Raw genomic sequence first — 17,374 nt, forward strand, 5'->3', positions numbered from 1 at the left:
GGTTTGATTATTATCGTCAAGCTGCATAACTAAAATCTCCCAAGTTTAACTATACGGATTTGACGGCAGGGGTCATTCTGCGGAAAACTTAGATACAGAAAAGAGTTAGCTTTTAACGCTATTAGACTCTCTTGCTAGAAGATGCAGCTATATTTTTTTGTAGCTTGTAACTGTTAAACTAAAATTAGTTTCAGAACACAATGAATAGTAGTAAGAACAGAATATTACCGCTAGCCTCACTTATTTCGAGTATATGTGAGTATAGAAGCAAAAACGAGATTAATTACTTAAGTAACCAATCTCGCATCAAATCTTTATCTAAAAAGTTCTAGCTAAAACAATCCTTATAAATTCAGATTTAACCACTTCTTAGCAATCTTTATATCCTAGCCTTTACGCTTATCATAACTCTCTAACTGGTCATGACTGATTTTGCTGAAATAAAAAACCTTGCTATCAAGCTTTAAACAATAAAATTTCTACCTAGCATCTCTCTTAGCAAAAATGTTCGCAACCAGCGCACCACTAAAGTTATGCCACACACTAAATATCGCACTGGGTAAGGCAGCGACAGGATTGAAGTAAGTCGCGGCAAGTGCAGCGCCCAGACCAGAGTTTTGCATACCCACTTCTATCATAATGGCGCGGCGTTGTTTCTCCGTAAATCCGGACAAGCGAGCGATCACATATCCCAAGGTATAACCCAGCATATTGTGTAGAGCCACGACGATAAAGACGATGGCACCACTGTCTAAAATAGTGGCTTTAGACACTGCAACCACGGCTGCGATGATAATAGAGATACCCAATACCGACACCATCGGTAATACCTCGGTGACAAATTCGATTTTTTTACCCAAAAACTTATGAAAGATGACACCCAATAATATAGGCAATATTACGATCTTGGTAATAGTGAGCATCATACTGGCCAAATCGATATCAATCAGCTGACCGGCAAAGATATTTAACAGAATAGGGGTCAAAAAGGGTGCGAGCAGGGTAGAGATTGAGGTAATCGCCACACTTAACGCCACGTCTCCCTTGGCTAAGAACGTAATTACGTTGCTAGAGGTACCGCCCGGGCAACAACCAACCAAGATAACCCCGACCGCTATCAAAGGATCAAGGTTAAAAACTATCGTCAATAAATAAGCAATCAACGGCATTAGCGTGAATTGCGCCACCAGTCCTATCAATACAGGTTTGGGGCGCTTAACAATCTCTAGGAAGTCTTCTGTTCTAAGCGTCATGCCCATGCCAAACATAATGATGCCAAGTATGGGAACGATCAAAAAAGCCAACGAGGCGAAGAATTCAGGGAAAACAAAGCCTAAGACGGCACTGACCAATGCCCAAATTGCAAACGTTTTGCCAATCCAACTGGAAAGTAGCGCAATTTGTTTCATAACCTTTCTCAAAATAGTGAAGTAGGTAATAATTTAGCACGGTTATTGTCTGCAAATGATAAAAGTATTTTGTCATTAGTGTAGCGATAAGTTTGCTTATATAAAGTTGTCTATGGCGCTATAAAAAATGGCTTACCCATATTAAATGAATAAGCCAAAAAACATAGTCAGCCTGCTATAAAGTATATACAGCGCTGTTGAGGTAAATTTTGTGTAGCCTCTGTCTACGTAGGCACAGCAAGCAAGCAAAATTTATTTCAGCAGCGCGTGATAACGTATGAACTTTTTATATAGGACTGACTATACCTAAACGTGAACTGGGTTTTAAACGCTTACAAATTCGGACTTAACCATTTCTCAGCCGTTTTTATATCCCAGTCTTTGCGCGCCGCATAACTCTCCAACTGGTCGCGGCTGATCTTACCGACATTGAAATATTCACTCTTTGGATGCGAGTAATAAAAGCCGCTAACGGATGACGCAGGCCACATCGCATAGCTTTCGGTTAAGGTCGTGCCGATAGCGTCAACGGTACCGAGCCAGTCAAACAATTTACCTTTTTCGGTATGCTCAGGACAGGCAGGATAGCCAGGAGCGGGGCGGATGCCGATGTATTTTTCTTTGATCATCTCATCATTGCTCAAGTTTTCATCAGCCTGATAGCCCCAATATTCTTTACGAATCAGTTCATGCAAATGCTCAGCAAAGGCTTCTGCCAAACGGTCAGATAACGCTTGTACCATAATGGCATTATAGTCATCGCCCGCCGCTTTATACTTTTCAGCCAGCGTCTCTGTACCGACGATCGAAACGGTGAAGCCGCCCAGATGGTCAGTGTGCGTGTCTGATGGCGAGATAAAGTCGGCCAAGCTAAAGTTTGGCTTGCCACTGGCTTTATCGCTTTGTTGACGTAAGTGTTCGAACTGATGGGTTGGATTGCCACCCTTGCCCCCATCAAACGCAGCCGCATTGTCATAGACAGTCACAGTATCCACGCCAGTACGGCGGGCTGGCATGAGCTTAAACACACCTTTTGCCACGATTAATTTTTCATCAATCATCTTGTGCAGCAGCTCTTCTGCATTATCAAATAGATCACGTGCCGCTTCGCCGACCACATCATCTTGCAAGATTTTTGGATATTTACCCGTCAGACCCCAAGAGATAAAGAAAGGCGTCCAGTCAATATAAGGCAATAAATTGGTGATTGGGTAATCGTCAAATATCACTTGGCCTAGTTTGTTAGGGACAGGTGGCACATAGGTTGCCCAATCATATTGAAAACCAATTTTGACCGATTCGGCATACGTGACTTTAGCAGCTTTCGGTTGACGCTTGGCAAGGCGTTCGCGAACTTTGACATATTCTTCGCGGGTCTCATCGATGAGAGCTTGACGGTTTTCTTTCGATAGCAGCTTGGTGACCACGCCCACTGAGCGTGAAGCATCTGATACATAAATAACGCCATCATTTTGATATTGCGGTTCGACTTTGACAGCAGTATGCGCTTTTGACGTTGTCGCACCGCCAATCATGAGTGGCAGTGTCATACCGCGCTCTTGCATTTGCTTGGCGACGTAGACCATTTCATCGAGACTGGGCGTAATGAGACCAGATAACCCAATGATATCGACTTTTTCTGCAATAGCGGTATCGAGGATTTTTTCACAAGGAACCATCACGCCCAGATCAATGATATCGTAACCGTTACAGCCAAGCACCACGCCGACGATGTTTTTGCCAATATCATGAACGTCACCTTTGACCGTTGCCATGAGGATTTTACCTTTGACTTCACCCTCGACTTTCTCGGCTTCGATATACGGGTTTAGCCAAGCGACTGATTGCTTCATAACGCGTGCAGATTTCACCACTTGCGGTAAGAACATTTTGCCCGCGCCAAATAAATCACCAACGATATTCATACCATCCATGAGTGGCCCTTCGATGACCTCTAGCGGTCTGGGATATTTCTCCCACGCCTCTTTGGTATCGGCTTCGATAAAGGTCGTGATGCCTTTGACCAGCGCATGAGCAATGCGCGCTTCTACCGTGCCCTCACGCCAGCTCATATCGACTGTGCTGTCTTTTTTCTTGCCGCCGTCTTGATAGTTTTCAGCGACCGTCATCAGACGTTCCGTCGCATCTTGCCCCGTTTCACCTTGGTTGCGGTTGAGCATCACATCTTCGATGGCGTCGCGTGCTTCCTTTGGAATATCGTCATACAGCTCAAGCATGGCAGGATTGACGATACCCATGGTCAGGCCGTTTTTGATGGCATGAAATAGAAATACCGAGTTGATCGCTTCACGGATAGGGTTGCCACGGAAACTAAACGAGACGTTAGAGACACCGCCCGATACCATGGCATTAGGTAGGTTCTGAGTAATCCAGCGCGTGGCATTGATAAAGTCAGCGCCGTAGTTATTATGCTCAGTGATACCGGTGGCGACCGCAAAAATATTGGGGTCAAAAATGATGTCCTCGCTAGGGAAGCCCACGTCATTGACCAATACATCATAGCTACGCTGACAAATCTGAATTTTACGCTCGTAGGTATCTGCTTGACCATCTTCATCAAATGCCATGACAATCACTGCTGCGCCGTAGCGCATACAGAGTTTTGCTTTTTCTACAAACTCATCGTGGCCTTCTTTTAGCGATATAGAATTGACGACAGATTTGCCTTGTGTTCGTTTCAAGCCTTCTTCAATGATGTCCCATTTAGACGAGTCAATCATTAAAGGCACACGGCTGATATCAGGCTCACCTGAGACCAAGTTGACGAAATGAATCATCGCCTGCTTGGAGTCAAGCATGCCCTCATCCATATTGATATCGACGATTTGCGCGCCGCCTTCGACCTGATCGCGAGCGACATCCAGTGCCTCAAGATAGGCTTCAGTTTTAATCAAACGCAGGAATTTTTTGGAGCCTGTGACGTTGGTACGTTCACCGACGTTGACGAACAAGCTTTCAGGCGTGATGGTAAATGGCTCTAGACCAGATAGACGGCAGGCAGGTGCAATCTCAGGAATGACACGTGGTGGATAGTTTGCCACCATATTTGCGATTTGGCGAATGTGTTCAGGTGTCGTACCACAGCAGCCTCCGACGATGTTTAATATGCCCGCTTTGGCAAAGCCCTCAAGCAGTGCAGTGGTTTGCTCAGCCGTTTCGTCATATTCACCAAACTCATTGGGCAGACCCGCGTTTGGATGCGCGGACACATAGGTATTGGCGATATTTGACAGCGTCTGAATGTGCGGACGCAGTGCATCGGCACCCAGCGCACAGTTAAAGCCAACCGATAATGGTTTGGCATGGCGAATCGAATTATAAAAGGCTTCAGCTGTTTGGCCAGATAGTGTCCGACCTGACGCGTCAGTAATCGTGCCCGAAATCATAATCGGCAATTCAAAGCCAATATCCTCAAACACGCCCGTCACCGCAAATATCGCGGCTTTTGCATTGAGCGTATCAAAGATCGTCTCAATCAATATTAGATCGACGCCGCCTTCTATCAGGCACAAGGTCGCTTCACGGTAATTGAGTACCAACTCATCAAAGGTAATATTACGAAAGGCGGGGTCATTGACATCAGGCGATAGCGAGCAAGTTCGTGATGTGGGGCCGATAACACCCGCAACGAAGCGCGGCTTGTTAGGGGTCTTGGCGGTAAATTCATCAGCTGCTTCCCGTGCCAGCTTGGCGGCTGTCTTATTCAGCTCAGGTACCAAGTACTGCATGTCATAGTCAGCCATCGACAGACGCGTACCATTAAAGCTATTGGTCTCGATTATATCTGCGCCAGAAGCCAGGTGATCGCAATGAATCTCTTTAATCATATGCGGCTGCGTGAGCACTAGCAGATCGTTATTGCCCCTCACATCTTGGCTGATATCTGCAAAGCGCTCGCCACGATAATCGGACTCTTCTAGCTTGTAGTTCTGAATATGTGTGCCCATCGCCCCATCTAGCATCAAAATTCTTGATGCCATTTGTGCAGTGATACACGCGCGGGCAGTCAGTTGCTGTGCTTTATAAGGGAACACAGTAGGCGGCGTCAAAATAAAATCATCAGCAGATGATGAGCCATGAGTGGTATCCGTTTGAGAAGAAGTCTTTGAGGTCATCGTTTGAGTCATAGGAGCGCTGCTTATATCGTCAATGTTATAAAAGGAAGAAATAACAAACAGGGTGCAATTTTTTATAAAAGGATTAGGGCGTGTCTTAAGCAAATTCATATTATTTTAGCATGAAAATCATAGGGTAAGCGGGGTAGTGCTTGTACCGCTTTAGCCGTATATTAAACATGATAGCAAGCATGATATCTACTGAACGGTACAATATGACATCAGAGTCTACGGTTAAAATATGTAGGCACAAATGACTATCATTTCGCTTAAAGATTACATAAAGCGTTACTTCTATCAATTAAAACCAATAGTCGCTGGTAAAAGTCAGACGAAATTTACATCCATAGTACAAAAAGTAGCGTAAAGGTGAATTCATAAAGATTTTTTATATGTTAATTTATTTTCAGAAGGATCGCTTCCTCATAAGTAATACTTACTAGTATTTATTTGATAGCTATTAATTATTATCAATATTTGTCGCTAATATTAAAATAAGTATTTGTTTTAGGAAAGACGATTTAATCTGTAGGAACGCAATCTCACAGTTAATTAATAATGAATTAAGGATAATGTTATGAAATTTAGTAAAATTGCAACTATCGGTGCTCTGGCTGTTTCAATCGCTGGTCTAAGCGCATGTAATAATATGATGCCTAGTAAAAGCGCTGACATGAAGCCACCTATGCATACCCAACCAATGGCAAAAATGAATGTGGTACAAGTTGCTCAAAGCAATCCTGACTTTTCAGTATTGGTAGAGGCCATTCAAGCAGCTGGTCTAGCGGGCATGCTATCTGATCCTAATGCGCATTACACCGTATTTGCACCTACCAATGAAGCATTTATGCAAGCACTGAAAGAAACAGGCATGAGCAAAGCACAGCTGTTTGCTAACAAGCCACTATTGACCAAAATCTTGGGCTACCATGTAATTAGTGGTGATATGGCGATGTATGCCAAAGACGTGAAGCCTGGTAACGTCATGACCGCAAGCAAAGATACCTTGACGGTCACTAACCAAGGTAAGTTGATGGATGAGATGGGCCGTACTACCAATATCATCAAAACAGATGTCGCAGCGACCAATGGTGTGGTACATGCTATCGACAGAGTATTGATGCCTAAATAATAGCAAAAACGTTATTTAAAAAGTTATAACCGTATAGTTTCAGATAATGAAGCTGGTATTCGATACCAGCTTCATTTGTCATAAATCATCAGACAAATGCTATTTGGTTAATTAATCTTAGTTAATGAGATAGACACTACTAATGTCTGCACTGATTTATGTCATTATCTCCTTACTTCAAAAATAATTCCAGCCTACTGGGATGATTCTTTTTAAGCCTCTATTGGGCTTATCTCAAAGCAGAAATACATATTAATGATAAGAGAAATCGTATTTTAATTATCAAAATGAATAATATATAAACACAATAGTTGTGTCGTATACGTGATTTATACAGTGTTGCTACCTAAGTAAGCATCAATTTAAAATTAATCAGTTAAACTTATGGTCATTGGTATAACAGATTTGATGTAGTTAGGACTGGGTAACGAGTTTTGCTTGCAATAAAGAAGTGAGCTACTGTTATATTCATTCGTTGAAAGAGTATTTGTTTAACCAATAAAGTAACTCACCATTTATCTATGAGGAAATACCTATGTTAAAGAAAAATTTACTATCTATCGCAGTCGTAACAGCGGCTATGTCATTGGCTGCTTGTAGTGATAAAGAAGCTGCAACTGAACCAGCTGAAACTGAAGTTACTACTGAAGAAGTGGTTGTAGATCCAGCTGCTGAAGCTGAACCAATGGTTGAAGCTGAGCCAGCTGCTGACCCAATGGCGGATGCAATGCCTACTCAAACTATCGCTGAAATAGCAGCTGGTAATGAAAATCTAACGATCTTGACAGCAGCGCTTAAAGCCGCTGGCCTTGATACGATGTTGATGGAAGATACTAAATACACTGTATTTGCACCAACTGATGATGCTTTCGCTCCAGTACTAGAAAAATTAGGCGTAACTAAAGAAGAGTTGTTAGCCAATACCGAACTCCTCAAAAAAGTACTTCCTTACCATGTAGTACCTATGGAAGTTAAAGCGGCTGATATCCCTTACGGTACTGATATCAAAACAGCTAATGGCGCAACGATCTCTATCAGCGATGCCAACGTTATTACTGATGCTACTGGCGGAACAGCCAACATCACTGGCACTGATATCATGGCAACCAATGGTGTTGTACATACTATCGATGCGGTATTAATGCCTGAGTAATATTATTTTGATGGTTTTATTATAATCATCTAGTTATTGTTGAAGAAGCCCAGCCATTTATGCTGGGCTTTTTTGTGCGTAGGTTTTAGCCCTATCAGAAAGGCGTATAGTCGGTGGAAAGTTAAATTGATATATCAATAGTCAGATACTACTGGTATCAACTTCCCTCGCTTGCTGTGCCGTTGCAGACAGAGGCTTCGAAGCATTCATTCCAGTAGTACTGTAGTGCTTTTATTGTTTTTGAACATATAGAAAGTCATTCAAATAAAAAAGCCCGAGACGATTGCCTCGGGCTTTTGCTTATGATACTTAACCAATGATCACTTTAAAGATAATTATTTGATATCTTTGCGTAGTGGATCAGCAGCCATTCTTTGTTGCTCTTGTAAATGACGCTCTTCCCAATACGGCGCGTTTTTGATACCGAATTTTGCAGGATCAAAACTATAGCGTGTTACACCCGCTTTACGCTGAGCTTCATAGTCTTTGAGCATAGTAAGCGTTGGGCGAGCCACAATGAAGATAACTAAGATGCCAACGATGTTTAACCAAGCCATTAAGCCTACACCGATATCACCGATAGCCCAGATATAGCCTGCAGAGTTAAGACCACCATAAGCAACCATCACCATGATTAAGATTTTAACTAAGAATACACCAGTCTTATGCGCGCCGCGACCGAGAAAGCGAGTCAAGTACGCCACGTTAACCTCAGCGATGTAGTAGTAAGCCAAAATCGTCGTAAAGGCGAAGAAGAATACAGCGAGTGCGATAAAGACATTACCAAACGTACCGTATACCGATTCCATTGCCATTTGTGTAAAGGCAGGTGCATTGATTTCAGTAGTAGCGGCTACGTTCTGTACGATGAACTGACCATCTGGCAATGTACCTTGAATGTTGTACATGCCAGTAGACAAAATCATAAAGGCAGTAGCAGAACAAACCAGTAGCGTATCGACATATACTGAGAATGCTTGTACAAGGCCTTGCTGTGATGGGTGCTCAACTTCGGCAGCAGCAGCAGCGTGAGGGCCAGTACCCTGTCCGGCTTCGTTAGAGTAAATACCACGTTTTACACCCCAACCGATAGCAGCACCAAAGCCAGCTTGAGCAGTAAAGGCATCACTAACGATCAAACCAAATACATCTGGAATCAAACTAAAGTTGCTAAACATGATAATTAAGGCTAAGGCAATATAACCGATTGCCATAAACGGAACAGCATATTCTGTAAAGGTTGCAATACGCTTGATACCACCGAAGATGATGATACCTAAGATGACTAAAATGATGGCTAGGCCGACCAAACGCATAGAGCCGACTTCTAAGCCGCCGACATTCATGATAGTCCCTTCACCCATGACTTGAGCAAAGGCACTGATAACGCCATTCGCCTGTACACCAGGTAAGAACATACCACATGATAAAATAGAAGCGATGGCGAAAAGAATACCGTACCATTTTTGACCAAGCGCGCGCTCAAAGTAATAAGCAGGGCCACCACGATATTCGCCAGTAAGGACGTCTTTTTCTTTATAAATCTGTGCGAGTGTTGATTCGACATAAGCGGTAGATGCGCCTAAGAACGCCACGATCCACATCCAAAATACGGCACCAGGGCCACCGAAGCCGATAGCAGCAGCTACCCCAGCGATGTTACCCATACCCACACGTCCTGCAAGTGAGACGGCAAGCGCTTGGAATGAAGAAATACCCTGATCACTAGATTTACCACTAAAGAGTAATTTGATCATTTCACCGAATAGACGTACTTGCACGAAGCGCGTCATAATGGAATAAAATAGGCCCGCGCCCAAACATAGATAGATTAATGCCGGGCTCCAGATAATTCCGTTTACTAAGTTAACTAAACCTTCCATATTTATATCCCTAGAACTGTTTCAAAGTGGCTCTGTATGCTAGGAGTAAGCTAACTGGTTAACTTACTTATTTAAGTTAAGCAGTTAAATTAGCTACATAGACTTATGTATATCCATTAAGTCTCATACTTTTTTTGCCACTAAAAATGGACTGTAGTTGTCCGCATTCATCCGCTTGGTTTATCAGCAATATTGTCTATTTGTATAGTGCTCATACCGTTAGTATCAGCTGCATTCGTAACGCTTTTGCTACTAACTATATATTACTGGTATACCCTATTGTCGTTGAATAAATAAGATACGTTGTAAGTAGACCAGCGGATAAAATAGGCGATTATATTATTAGATACTTATCGTATTGATAGTATTTAACCTGATAGTGTTCAACTTACTATGAGCTATATTTATTGATTACATTACTGGTGTGGTTGGTTGAATCGTTGAGCAAATATCCAATCGCTAGTGGACATTTTTTATAAAAATTAACTGCTCTCTAATACTAAACAAAATATAAGTCCACTACCAAATGTATTCAAAACGTACGGCTACGTAACTGCAATTTGCCATATTTTTGTACTAATTACTAGAATTTTCTTTATACACATACATATTTTTTTTTCAAGGAAATTGCTGTAGCTCTAAACAGGGATGAGTTTGAGGTGAATAATAGCAGTTGATTTGTACAAGTTATATTCAAAATAAGGGGTTACACAAATAAGGTATAAGCACTTTAATTGAATTATGAACGCTTTGTGAGCTATTAATGATGATTAGAAGTGGCTAGAGACAACGTGTTGCGGTTGTGTTTTGGTAACGATGAATTGTAAAAAAGCCGTTATAGCGCCATTATTGTCAAAATATCTTATGGGTTATAATAGTGGATAATGGATAGCACGATTGATGTTTGAGACATAAGCTACTGTTAGGCTATCTGGCTGTATTTTTATATCGCTTTATATAAAGGTATAAATCTACCTGACCCTTAAATCATTTTTAAAAAATCAACAAAAAACGTGTTACTGATCATTGGTTATTTAACATTATTAGGAGAGACAACGATGACGCGTCAATCAATTGTAAAACCCATGTTGCTTGCAGCGATATTAGCAACCTCTACGGTTGGTCTAAGCGGTTGTGGCTACAACAATCTACAAGCACAAGACGAGCAGGTCACGGCTTCATGGTCAGAAGTGGTCAACCAATATCAACGCCGTTCTGATTTGGTGCCAAACTTAGTCAAAGTGGTACAGCAATATGCGACACAAGAGCAAGAAGTTTTTACTCAAGTTGCTGAGGCTCGTTCACGTGCTGGTGGCATTACCGTCACCCCTGAGGTGCTCAATGACCCAGAAGCGATGGAGCGTTATGCGGCCGCACAAGAGCAGATGACGGGTGCATTATCACGTTTGATGGCAGTGTCTGAGCGTTATCCTGAGCTAAAGTCGGATGCGTTGTTCCAAGACTTGCAAGCCCAGCTTGAAGGGACTGAAAACCGTATCGCTGTGGCTCGTAACCGCTATATTCAAGAAGTGCAAGGCTACAATACAACCGTACGTCAGTTCCCAACCAATGTGACGGCCAAAGTATTCGGTATGTCTGCCAAACCAAACTTTAGCGTTGCTAATGAAGCGGCCATCTCAACGGCACCAAGTGTCGATTTTGATAACAGCAGCAGTAATAGTGCAGCGCCCGCTGAATAATATTAATTCAATATAAAAATAGAGCGGTATTTGCTGCTCTATTGGTTTAGATTAAGCAGCCAAATTTGTTTGAAAGGTGTTGATAGATATGAATGCCTATTAATTTAGTACCGATGTCACTTAAGGTGGTATAGATTAGATGAATAATTCAAAAGCACTCTTATCAGCATTATTGTTTACCATGAGCAGTGTGACTGCGTTGCATGCTGCCCCTGCCGATACGGTCACATCTACAGATACTACCTCCAGCATGCAGAACCGTAGTGTTGAGGATTTGGTGGCGATTGCCAAAGCTGGCGAGTCAAACGAAGCCATTAATGATGCGGTATTGGGTAATGAGGCTATCAATGGGGTCATACTGGGCAATGATGCTATCAATCCCAATGCGGCTAATGGGGATAACGAAGCCACAGCCGAAGCACCTGTAGCAAATAAACCGGCAGTGCAATCAAGCGCGCCAAGTGTCAATGCAGACAAACTCATATTAAATGAGCCAGTCGTCGATCAGGCAAACATCTTAAATCCGCAAGAAAAACAACGGTTGCAAGCGCAGCTTAAAGGTATTTATCAGCAAGGTTTAGCGCAAGCCGCTGTCGTCATCGTACCAACAACAAATGGCACGCCCATCTTTGATTACGCGCTACAAGTAGCAGAAAAATGGCAGCTTGGCGACAAAGACATTGATGATGGTTTGTTGATAGTGGTCGCGGTCAATGACCGTGATATGTATATTTTAACGGGTTATGGATTGGAGGGCGTATTACCAGATGCTGCCGTCAACCGCATCATTCGTGAAGATATCACACCCTTATTTAAACAAGATAATTATGGCGCTGGAATATTGGCTGGCGTTGATGCACTCAAATCACGTTTGACTGCTGATCCTGAGGTGTTAGCCCGTGCCGATGCGCAAGCAGCCGAGCGTGGTTCTCAGCAGCAAGCATCTGATCAGCTACCAGCCCCTATTTTCTTATTCATCATGGCATTGATATTTGGTAGCTTTATTACCAGTATTTTTGGTCGCGTATTTGGCTCTATCCTGACGGCTGGTGGTTTTTTCGCAGGCTCATTAGCGTTAGGCGGTGGCTTTTTCATGACATTGATTATGGCGATATTTTTATGGCTATTTCTGATCTCACGCGGTAGTGGTGGCGGTAAAGGCGGCGGCGGTAAAGGTGGACGTAGAGGCAGCGGTATGATTTTCCTCCCTGGTATGGGCGGTGGCAGCGGTGGAGGCTTTGGCGGTGGTGGTTTCGGCGGGGGCGGATTCGGTGGTGGTGGCGGCGGATTTGGTGGCGGCGGTGCTGGTGGTTCGTGGTAAATCCATTCACCAAACGACCTTCAGCAATGATGTACTTGAGGAAATAATATAATGGCAGAAAATAACCCTAAAAACTCCGGCTTTGCCCGCTGGTGGCGTCAAGTTTTGTTTGTCCCTTTATTGCATAGTAAGTGGCTAACAGCAGAGGCGAAGGCGCGCCTAACAGCCAAAGTAACGAGCGCTGAGCGTGGGCATCGTGGTGAGTTGTTTTTGATCGTAGAGAATCACTTACCCATCCAAGAGGCTTATCATATCGGCTGCCGTGATCGTGCCATTGACTTGTTCAGTGAGTATCGAGTGTGGGATACCGAAGAAAATACGGGCGTTTTAATCTATGTCAATATCTGTGAGCATCAGCTAGAGATCGTTGCTGATCGAGGCATCAGTGCGCACGTTAGCCCAACCATATGGCGTGCAATGTGTGACAAAGCCATATCAGGTATTGCCAATCAAAAGACAGAAGAGAGTTTGACTGAATTATTAGATGAGATAGGGCAAGTGCTACGTCAGTATTATCATCTTGAGCACAATCCATCAGGCAATGAGTTGTCTGATACGGTGGTTTTTTTGAAATAAAATGCGCGTCACAAAAAATCACCAAACAATATTATAACCATATGACAGAAAGCGCTTAAGTCATTACTTTTAAATAAATAACCGTTACTGGAACACTATGATTGATTTGATAAAAAAACTACCAAAAGCTGAGCTGCATTTACATATTGAAGGCTCATTAGAACCTGAGCTCATGTTTAGACTGGCCAAAAAGAACGGTATAGATATCCCTTATAAAGACATAGAAGATGTGCGCAATGCTTATAACTTCACCAACTTGCAAACTTTTTTAGATATCTACTATGCGGGTGCAAACGTTCTACTCACCAAAGATGATTTTTATGATTTGACGTGGGAATACATGCTTAAGTGTGTGGAAGACAACGTCATTCATACAGAAATATTTTTTGATCCACAAACACATACATCAAGAGGCGTACCTTTTGAAGCCGTGATAACGGGTATCAAAGAAGCGCTTGCGGATGCCAAAGAAAAATACGGCATTACGTCTTGTATTATCATGTGTTTTTTAAGGCATTTATCACAAGAAGAAGCGTTTGAGACTTTAGAGGAAGCTTTGATGTTTAAAGATGACATTGTTGGTGTCGGTCTTGATTCTTCAGAGCTGGGAAACCCGCCTTCAAAGTTCAAAGAAGTGTTTGAAAAGTCAAAAGAAGCGGGCTTCAAATTGGTGGCGCATGCTGGAGAGGAGGCCGATTTTTCATATATTTATGAAGCGTTAGATTTATTAAAAATCAATAGAATCGATCATGGCGTGCAGTCTATAAAAAGCCCAGAGCTGATGCAAAGACTCAAAGATGAGCAAATGCCGCTGACCGTTTGTCCAAACTCAAATATCGAACTCAAGGTCTTTGAAACTTATAAAGCGCACAATATTAAAGAGCTTTTGGACTATGGTCTAAATATTAGCGTCAATTCAGATGATCCAGCGTATTTTAAAGGTTACATTAATCAAAACTTTATCAATTTGTGTGAACACTTACCGCTGACCGAAGAAGATATTATCACGTTGGTCAAAAACTCTTTTAGATCGGCATTTATAGATGATGAGCTTAAAGCAGCTTATTTAGCGAGAGTTGATCTTGCATCACAATAAGCTCTGAATAGAGTGAATTTTAAGTACTAAGTTTTAAATACTGGGGCTTAACGGTTTATATGAATCGTTAAGCCTTTTTTATTGTATAGTCAGTCAAAAGTTAAATCGATACACCAATAGTCAGATACTACTGGAATGAATTTTCCTCGCTTGCTGTGCCATTGCAGACAGAGGCTTCGAAAAATTTTCAAAAGGATATCTGTACTATTTAATATTCAGCTTTGTATTCTAGACACTCATTCATGATTACAAAGCCGTGATTTGATTTATCAGTGCGGGCATTACTAAACCAGCTTTTTCTGATAACGTGATATCAACGATAGTATTGGGCGTCGGATGTGGATTTATTTCAACAATTTTGGCACCATTTTGCTTGGCCAATTGTGCCAGTCCAGCAGCAGGATAAACGAGGCTTGATGTACCAATACTGATAAATACCTCGCAGTTGGCGGCGGCGTCTTCTGCGGTTTGCCATGCTTGTATGGGTAACGCTTCGCCAAACCAAACGATATCTGGCCTGATATAACCGTCACAATGTGGGCAGGAAATCAGTGCCTCATCAAAACTTATGGTGTCTTCGCTATTATAAGAAGCCTTTGATTGATTTTGATAAGGTGTCTCACACTGACTACAGCGGTTATGCCATAGATTGCCATGCAAATGAGTCACTGTATTGCCAGCTTGTTCATGCAAGTCATCGACGTTTTGCGTAATAAGTGTCAATGATTGATTTGATGATTGAGTATGATATTGCCACTCAGCCAAGGCATGATGTGCCAGATTTGGTTTTTTATCCGCGACCAGTTGTCTGCGCCATTGATACCATGACCATACTAGCTTTGGATCGCGAGCGAACGCTTCGGGTGTGGCCAAATCTTCGACACCGTAGTTCTCCCACAAGCCTGTCTGCTTGTCTCGAAAAGTCGGAATACCGCTTTCTGCTGAAATTCCTGCACCCGTTAAAATACAAATGCGCTGTTTCGATGCCAATAGTTTGGCTGTGTCCTGCACTTGTGCTATTAACGCTGGTGATAATTCTGCTAACATGAGCCAACCCTTATTAATAATGGATACTCTTTTTATGATAGACGGAATTTGGTGGCTTGTCATACTGCTCGTCGTTATTGCAGCCTTATGGCTATTGGCAAAGTCTCGCGGCGTGAAAGCGGGTGAGACAACTTATAATAGACCGTTAAAAGGCGCAAAGAAATCAGCAAATGATGGTCTACAAAAAACCTCGGCATTATTAAAACAGTATTTTCCTGATTATCGAGTCACTCGTAAGACAAACCATTTACTGCTCAGTAAGCAAGATAAAAAAATAGCAATGATCACCATTGACAAAAAAATTGCCACTGGTCAGCGCCGTCTCGGAAATGTGCCTGTGTTTAATTATCATCGTGTACCCAACCGCGCACAACTCACTGCCAACTTGCAAGATGCAGAGTAGGCTAACGCTATGATGGACATGTGCAGAATGATAGACGCACAGCAAAATACACAAATATTCCTAAAAGTATATTTGAAAAATCGTGAGCAAGTTTAGGGAATACTGGGAATGAATAAGTTTAGGTAATGCTAAGGAAGGGTTAAATACGATGATTGGTGCGCTCGGCGGGAATCGAACCCACGACCCTCGGCTTCGGAGACCGATACTCTATCCAACTGAGCTACGAGCGCATAATAACGATGATATGCTATATTGACCAACACCGTGCTTAAAGCGAGCATTATAAGCAGTATCATGTGTCGAAAAATAAAGACCGCTTAGTCTAACAAATAAAAACCATAAAGCCAATGAATGAAGGCAGGGATTGATGTTTTTTAAGAAAAAATAGGATAGTCATTAAACAGGCATGGCAATTTACCTGTCTTTTCCCTTATAATGTCAGGGAGAATTTATATTTAAAATCACCGATTACAAGTGCGCTGGCACGCGGGATGGCTGTTTGTTATTGATGATAAAAAGTCATCGATGAAGGACAGACAGAACGCCTGAGCTATGTAAATGCTTGTATACGTAACAAGAGAACGTGACGAATGAGAAAAGTGGTTATGTTGTCGGCAGCTGCCATTCTAGGAATTGCTAGTATCGCGGTGAGCCAAGCTGAAGATGTTGCAGACACCGCTGTAACTGTCTCTGATGTAGCAAAAGCACAAGAGGTGGTCGAAAACGCGCCACAAAAGCTAGGTGATGATACCCAAGCTGCTGCTGATACTACAGATGACACTGCTGTGGTCGATGCGAGCGCGCAAGCAGACAGCACCACAGATGACGCTGCGGCAACAGAAGAAACCGCCGCTGCAGCGCCTGCTGCCGAAAAAGAGCCAATTCCACAAGATACGCCGCAAGTGCAAAAGCTGATCGCTCTCTATCCTAATTTGATTGCGCGTATTCAGCCTGTTGCCAAAGTATGCTTTGAAGAGGATGAGGTTTGTGATGTGACTGCACGTGCTGCTGGCCCAGCAGCTGGCGACGGGCCTCGTGATGGCAAAGCAGTATACAATGCTGTGTGTCATACTTGTCATGCTGCAGGCCTACTTGGTTCTCCTGTTTTTGCCGATGCTGGCGCTTGGGGACCACGTATAGCAAAAGGTAAAGATACGTTATATACCCACGCTATCAATGGTTTCAATGCCATGCCTGCAAAAGGTGGTGCTGATATCCCTGATGAAGAAGTTCAAAATGCTGTGGACTATATGGTTGAACAAGCAAGCTAATAAAATTGTGCATCCTCTATCTGTAAAGCGTCTATTTCATTTTATGAGATAGGCGCTTTTTTAATAACAAGTATTATTAATATGATACTTCTCAGACATTGCCGTTGAAATTCACTGACACTAGCCTCATTTTATGGCATTACACCGTCTCTTCTGGATATTAGGGCATGTTGAATATTGTAAACAGTCAGTGTCAGTGACTGATGTTCAACACGCCTTAATACTCTAAAAAGTTCTTATATAAATT

At 42.6% G+C, this 17,374-nt stretch carries 12 protein-coding genes and 1 tRNA gene; 8 read left to right on the forward strand and 5 right to left on the reverse strand.

Going from position 1 to position 17,374, the window contains the following annotated elements; translation table 11 throughout:
* Positions 1–479: 479 nt before the first annotated feature.
* Complete coding sequence (locus JMX48_RS12315) at positions 480–1,409, reverse strand: bile acid:sodium symporter family protein (RefSeq protein ID WP_201538229.1); 930 nt, start codon at positions 1,407–1,409, stop codon at positions 480–482.
* 332 nt (positions 1,410–1,741) lie between these two features.
* Positions 1,742–5,440: a methionine synthase gene (gene metH / locus JMX48_RS12320; protein WP_201538285.1), complete on the reverse strand. Its 3,699-nt coding sequence runs from the start codon at positions 5,438–5,440 to the stop codon at positions 1,742–1,744.
* Between the two features lie 682 nt (positions 5,441–6,122).
* Between metH and JMX48_RS12325 the strand changes: the two genes are divergently transcribed.
* Together JMX48_RS12325 and JMX48_RS12330 are read left to right on the forward strand one after the other, a co-directional pair.
* Positions 6,123–6,677 (forward strand): fasciclin domain-containing protein, encoded by a 555-nt coding sequence (locus tag JMX48_RS12325; protein WP_201538231.1) that lies wholly within the window; start codon positions 6,123–6,125, stop codon positions 6,675–6,677.
* 535 nt (positions 6,678–7,212) lie between these two features.
* Entirely contained in the window at positions 7,213–7,830 is a 618-nt protein-coding gene (locus JMX48_RS12330; RefSeq protein ID WP_201538233.1) for a fasciclin domain-containing protein, read from the forward strand.
* 335 nt (positions 7,831–8,165) lie between these two features.
* Here the strand turns inward: JMX48_RS12330 and JMX48_RS12335 are convergent, their stop codons facing one another.
* Positions 8,166–9,713, reverse strand: coding sequence for an alanine/glycine:cation symporter family protein (locus JMX48_RS12335; RefSeq protein ID WP_201538235.1), 1,548 nt, complete (start codon positions 9,711–9,713; stop codon positions 8,166–8,168).
* Positions 9,714–10,771: 1,058 nt separating this feature from the next.
* Here JMX48_RS12335 and JMX48_RS12340 point away from each other — a divergent pair.
* The 4 genes from JMX48_RS12340 (at position 10,772) to JMX48_RS12355 (ending at position 14,406) form a co-directional block, all read left to right on the forward strand.
* On the forward strand, positions 10,772–11,413 hold the full coding sequence (locus tag JMX48_RS12340) for a LemA family protein (protein WP_201538237.1): 642 nt from the start codon (positions 10,772–10,774) through the stop codon (positions 11,411–11,413).
* A gap of 139 nt (positions 11,414–11,552) precedes the next feature.
* Positions 11,553–12,734 (forward strand): TPM domain-containing protein, encoded by a 1,182-nt coding sequence (locus JMX48_RS12345; protein WP_201538239.1) that lies wholly within the window; start codon positions 11,553–11,555, stop codon positions 12,732–12,734.
* A gap of 51 nt (positions 12,735–12,785) precedes the next feature.
* Positions 12,786–13,310 (forward strand): TPM domain-containing protein, encoded by a 525-nt coding sequence (locus JMX48_RS12350; RefSeq protein WP_201538241.1) that lies wholly within the window; start codon positions 12,786–12,788, stop codon positions 13,308–13,310.
* Positions 13,311–13,407: 97 nt separating this feature from the next.
* Positions 13,408–14,406 (forward strand): adenosine deaminase, encoded by a 999-nt coding sequence (locus JMX48_RS12355; RefSeq protein ID WP_201538243.1) that lies wholly within the window; start codon positions 13,408–13,410, stop codon positions 14,404–14,406.
* 246 nt (positions 14,407–14,652) lie between these two features.
* On the opposite strand, the gene JMX48_RS12360 is transcribed toward JMX48_RS12355, so the two are convergent.
* Positions 14,653–15,453 carry an SIR2 family NAD-dependent protein deacylase gene (locus JMX48_RS12360; protein ID WP_201538245.1) on the reverse strand — a complete coding sequence of 267 codons (801 nt, stop codon included), beginning with the start codon at positions 15,451–15,453 and terminating at the stop codon, positions 14,653–14,655.
* Between the two features lie 34 nt (positions 15,454–15,487).
* Between JMX48_RS12360 and JMX48_RS12365 the strand changes: the two genes are divergently transcribed.
* A complete protein-coding gene (locus tag JMX48_RS12365; RefSeq protein ID WP_201538247.1) occupies positions 15,488–15,856 on the forward strand; it encodes a hypothetical protein in 369 nt (122 codons plus the stop codon).
* 153 nt (positions 15,857–16,009) lie between these two features.
* On the opposite strand, the gene JMX48_RS12370 is transcribed toward JMX48_RS12365, so the two are convergent.
* Positions 16,010–16,086: transfer RNA gene (locus JMX48_RS12370), tRNA-Arg, on the reverse strand.
* Positions 16,087–16,446: 360 nt separating this feature from the next.
* On the opposite strand from JMX48_RS12370, the gene JMX48_RS12375 reads away from it, so the two are divergent.
* Positions 16,447–17,127: a c-type cytochrome gene (locus JMX48_RS12375; protein ID WP_201538249.1), complete on the forward strand. Its 681-nt coding sequence runs from the start codon at positions 16,447–16,449 to the stop codon at positions 17,125–17,127.
* Positions 17,128–17,374: the final 247 nt, after the last annotated feature.

The sequence above is a fragment of the Psychrobacter immobilis genome (genome assembly GCF_904846225.1).
Lineage (GTDB): Bacteria > Pseudomonadota > Gammaproteobacteria > Pseudomonadales > Moraxellaceae > Psychrobacter > Psychrobacter immobilis_F.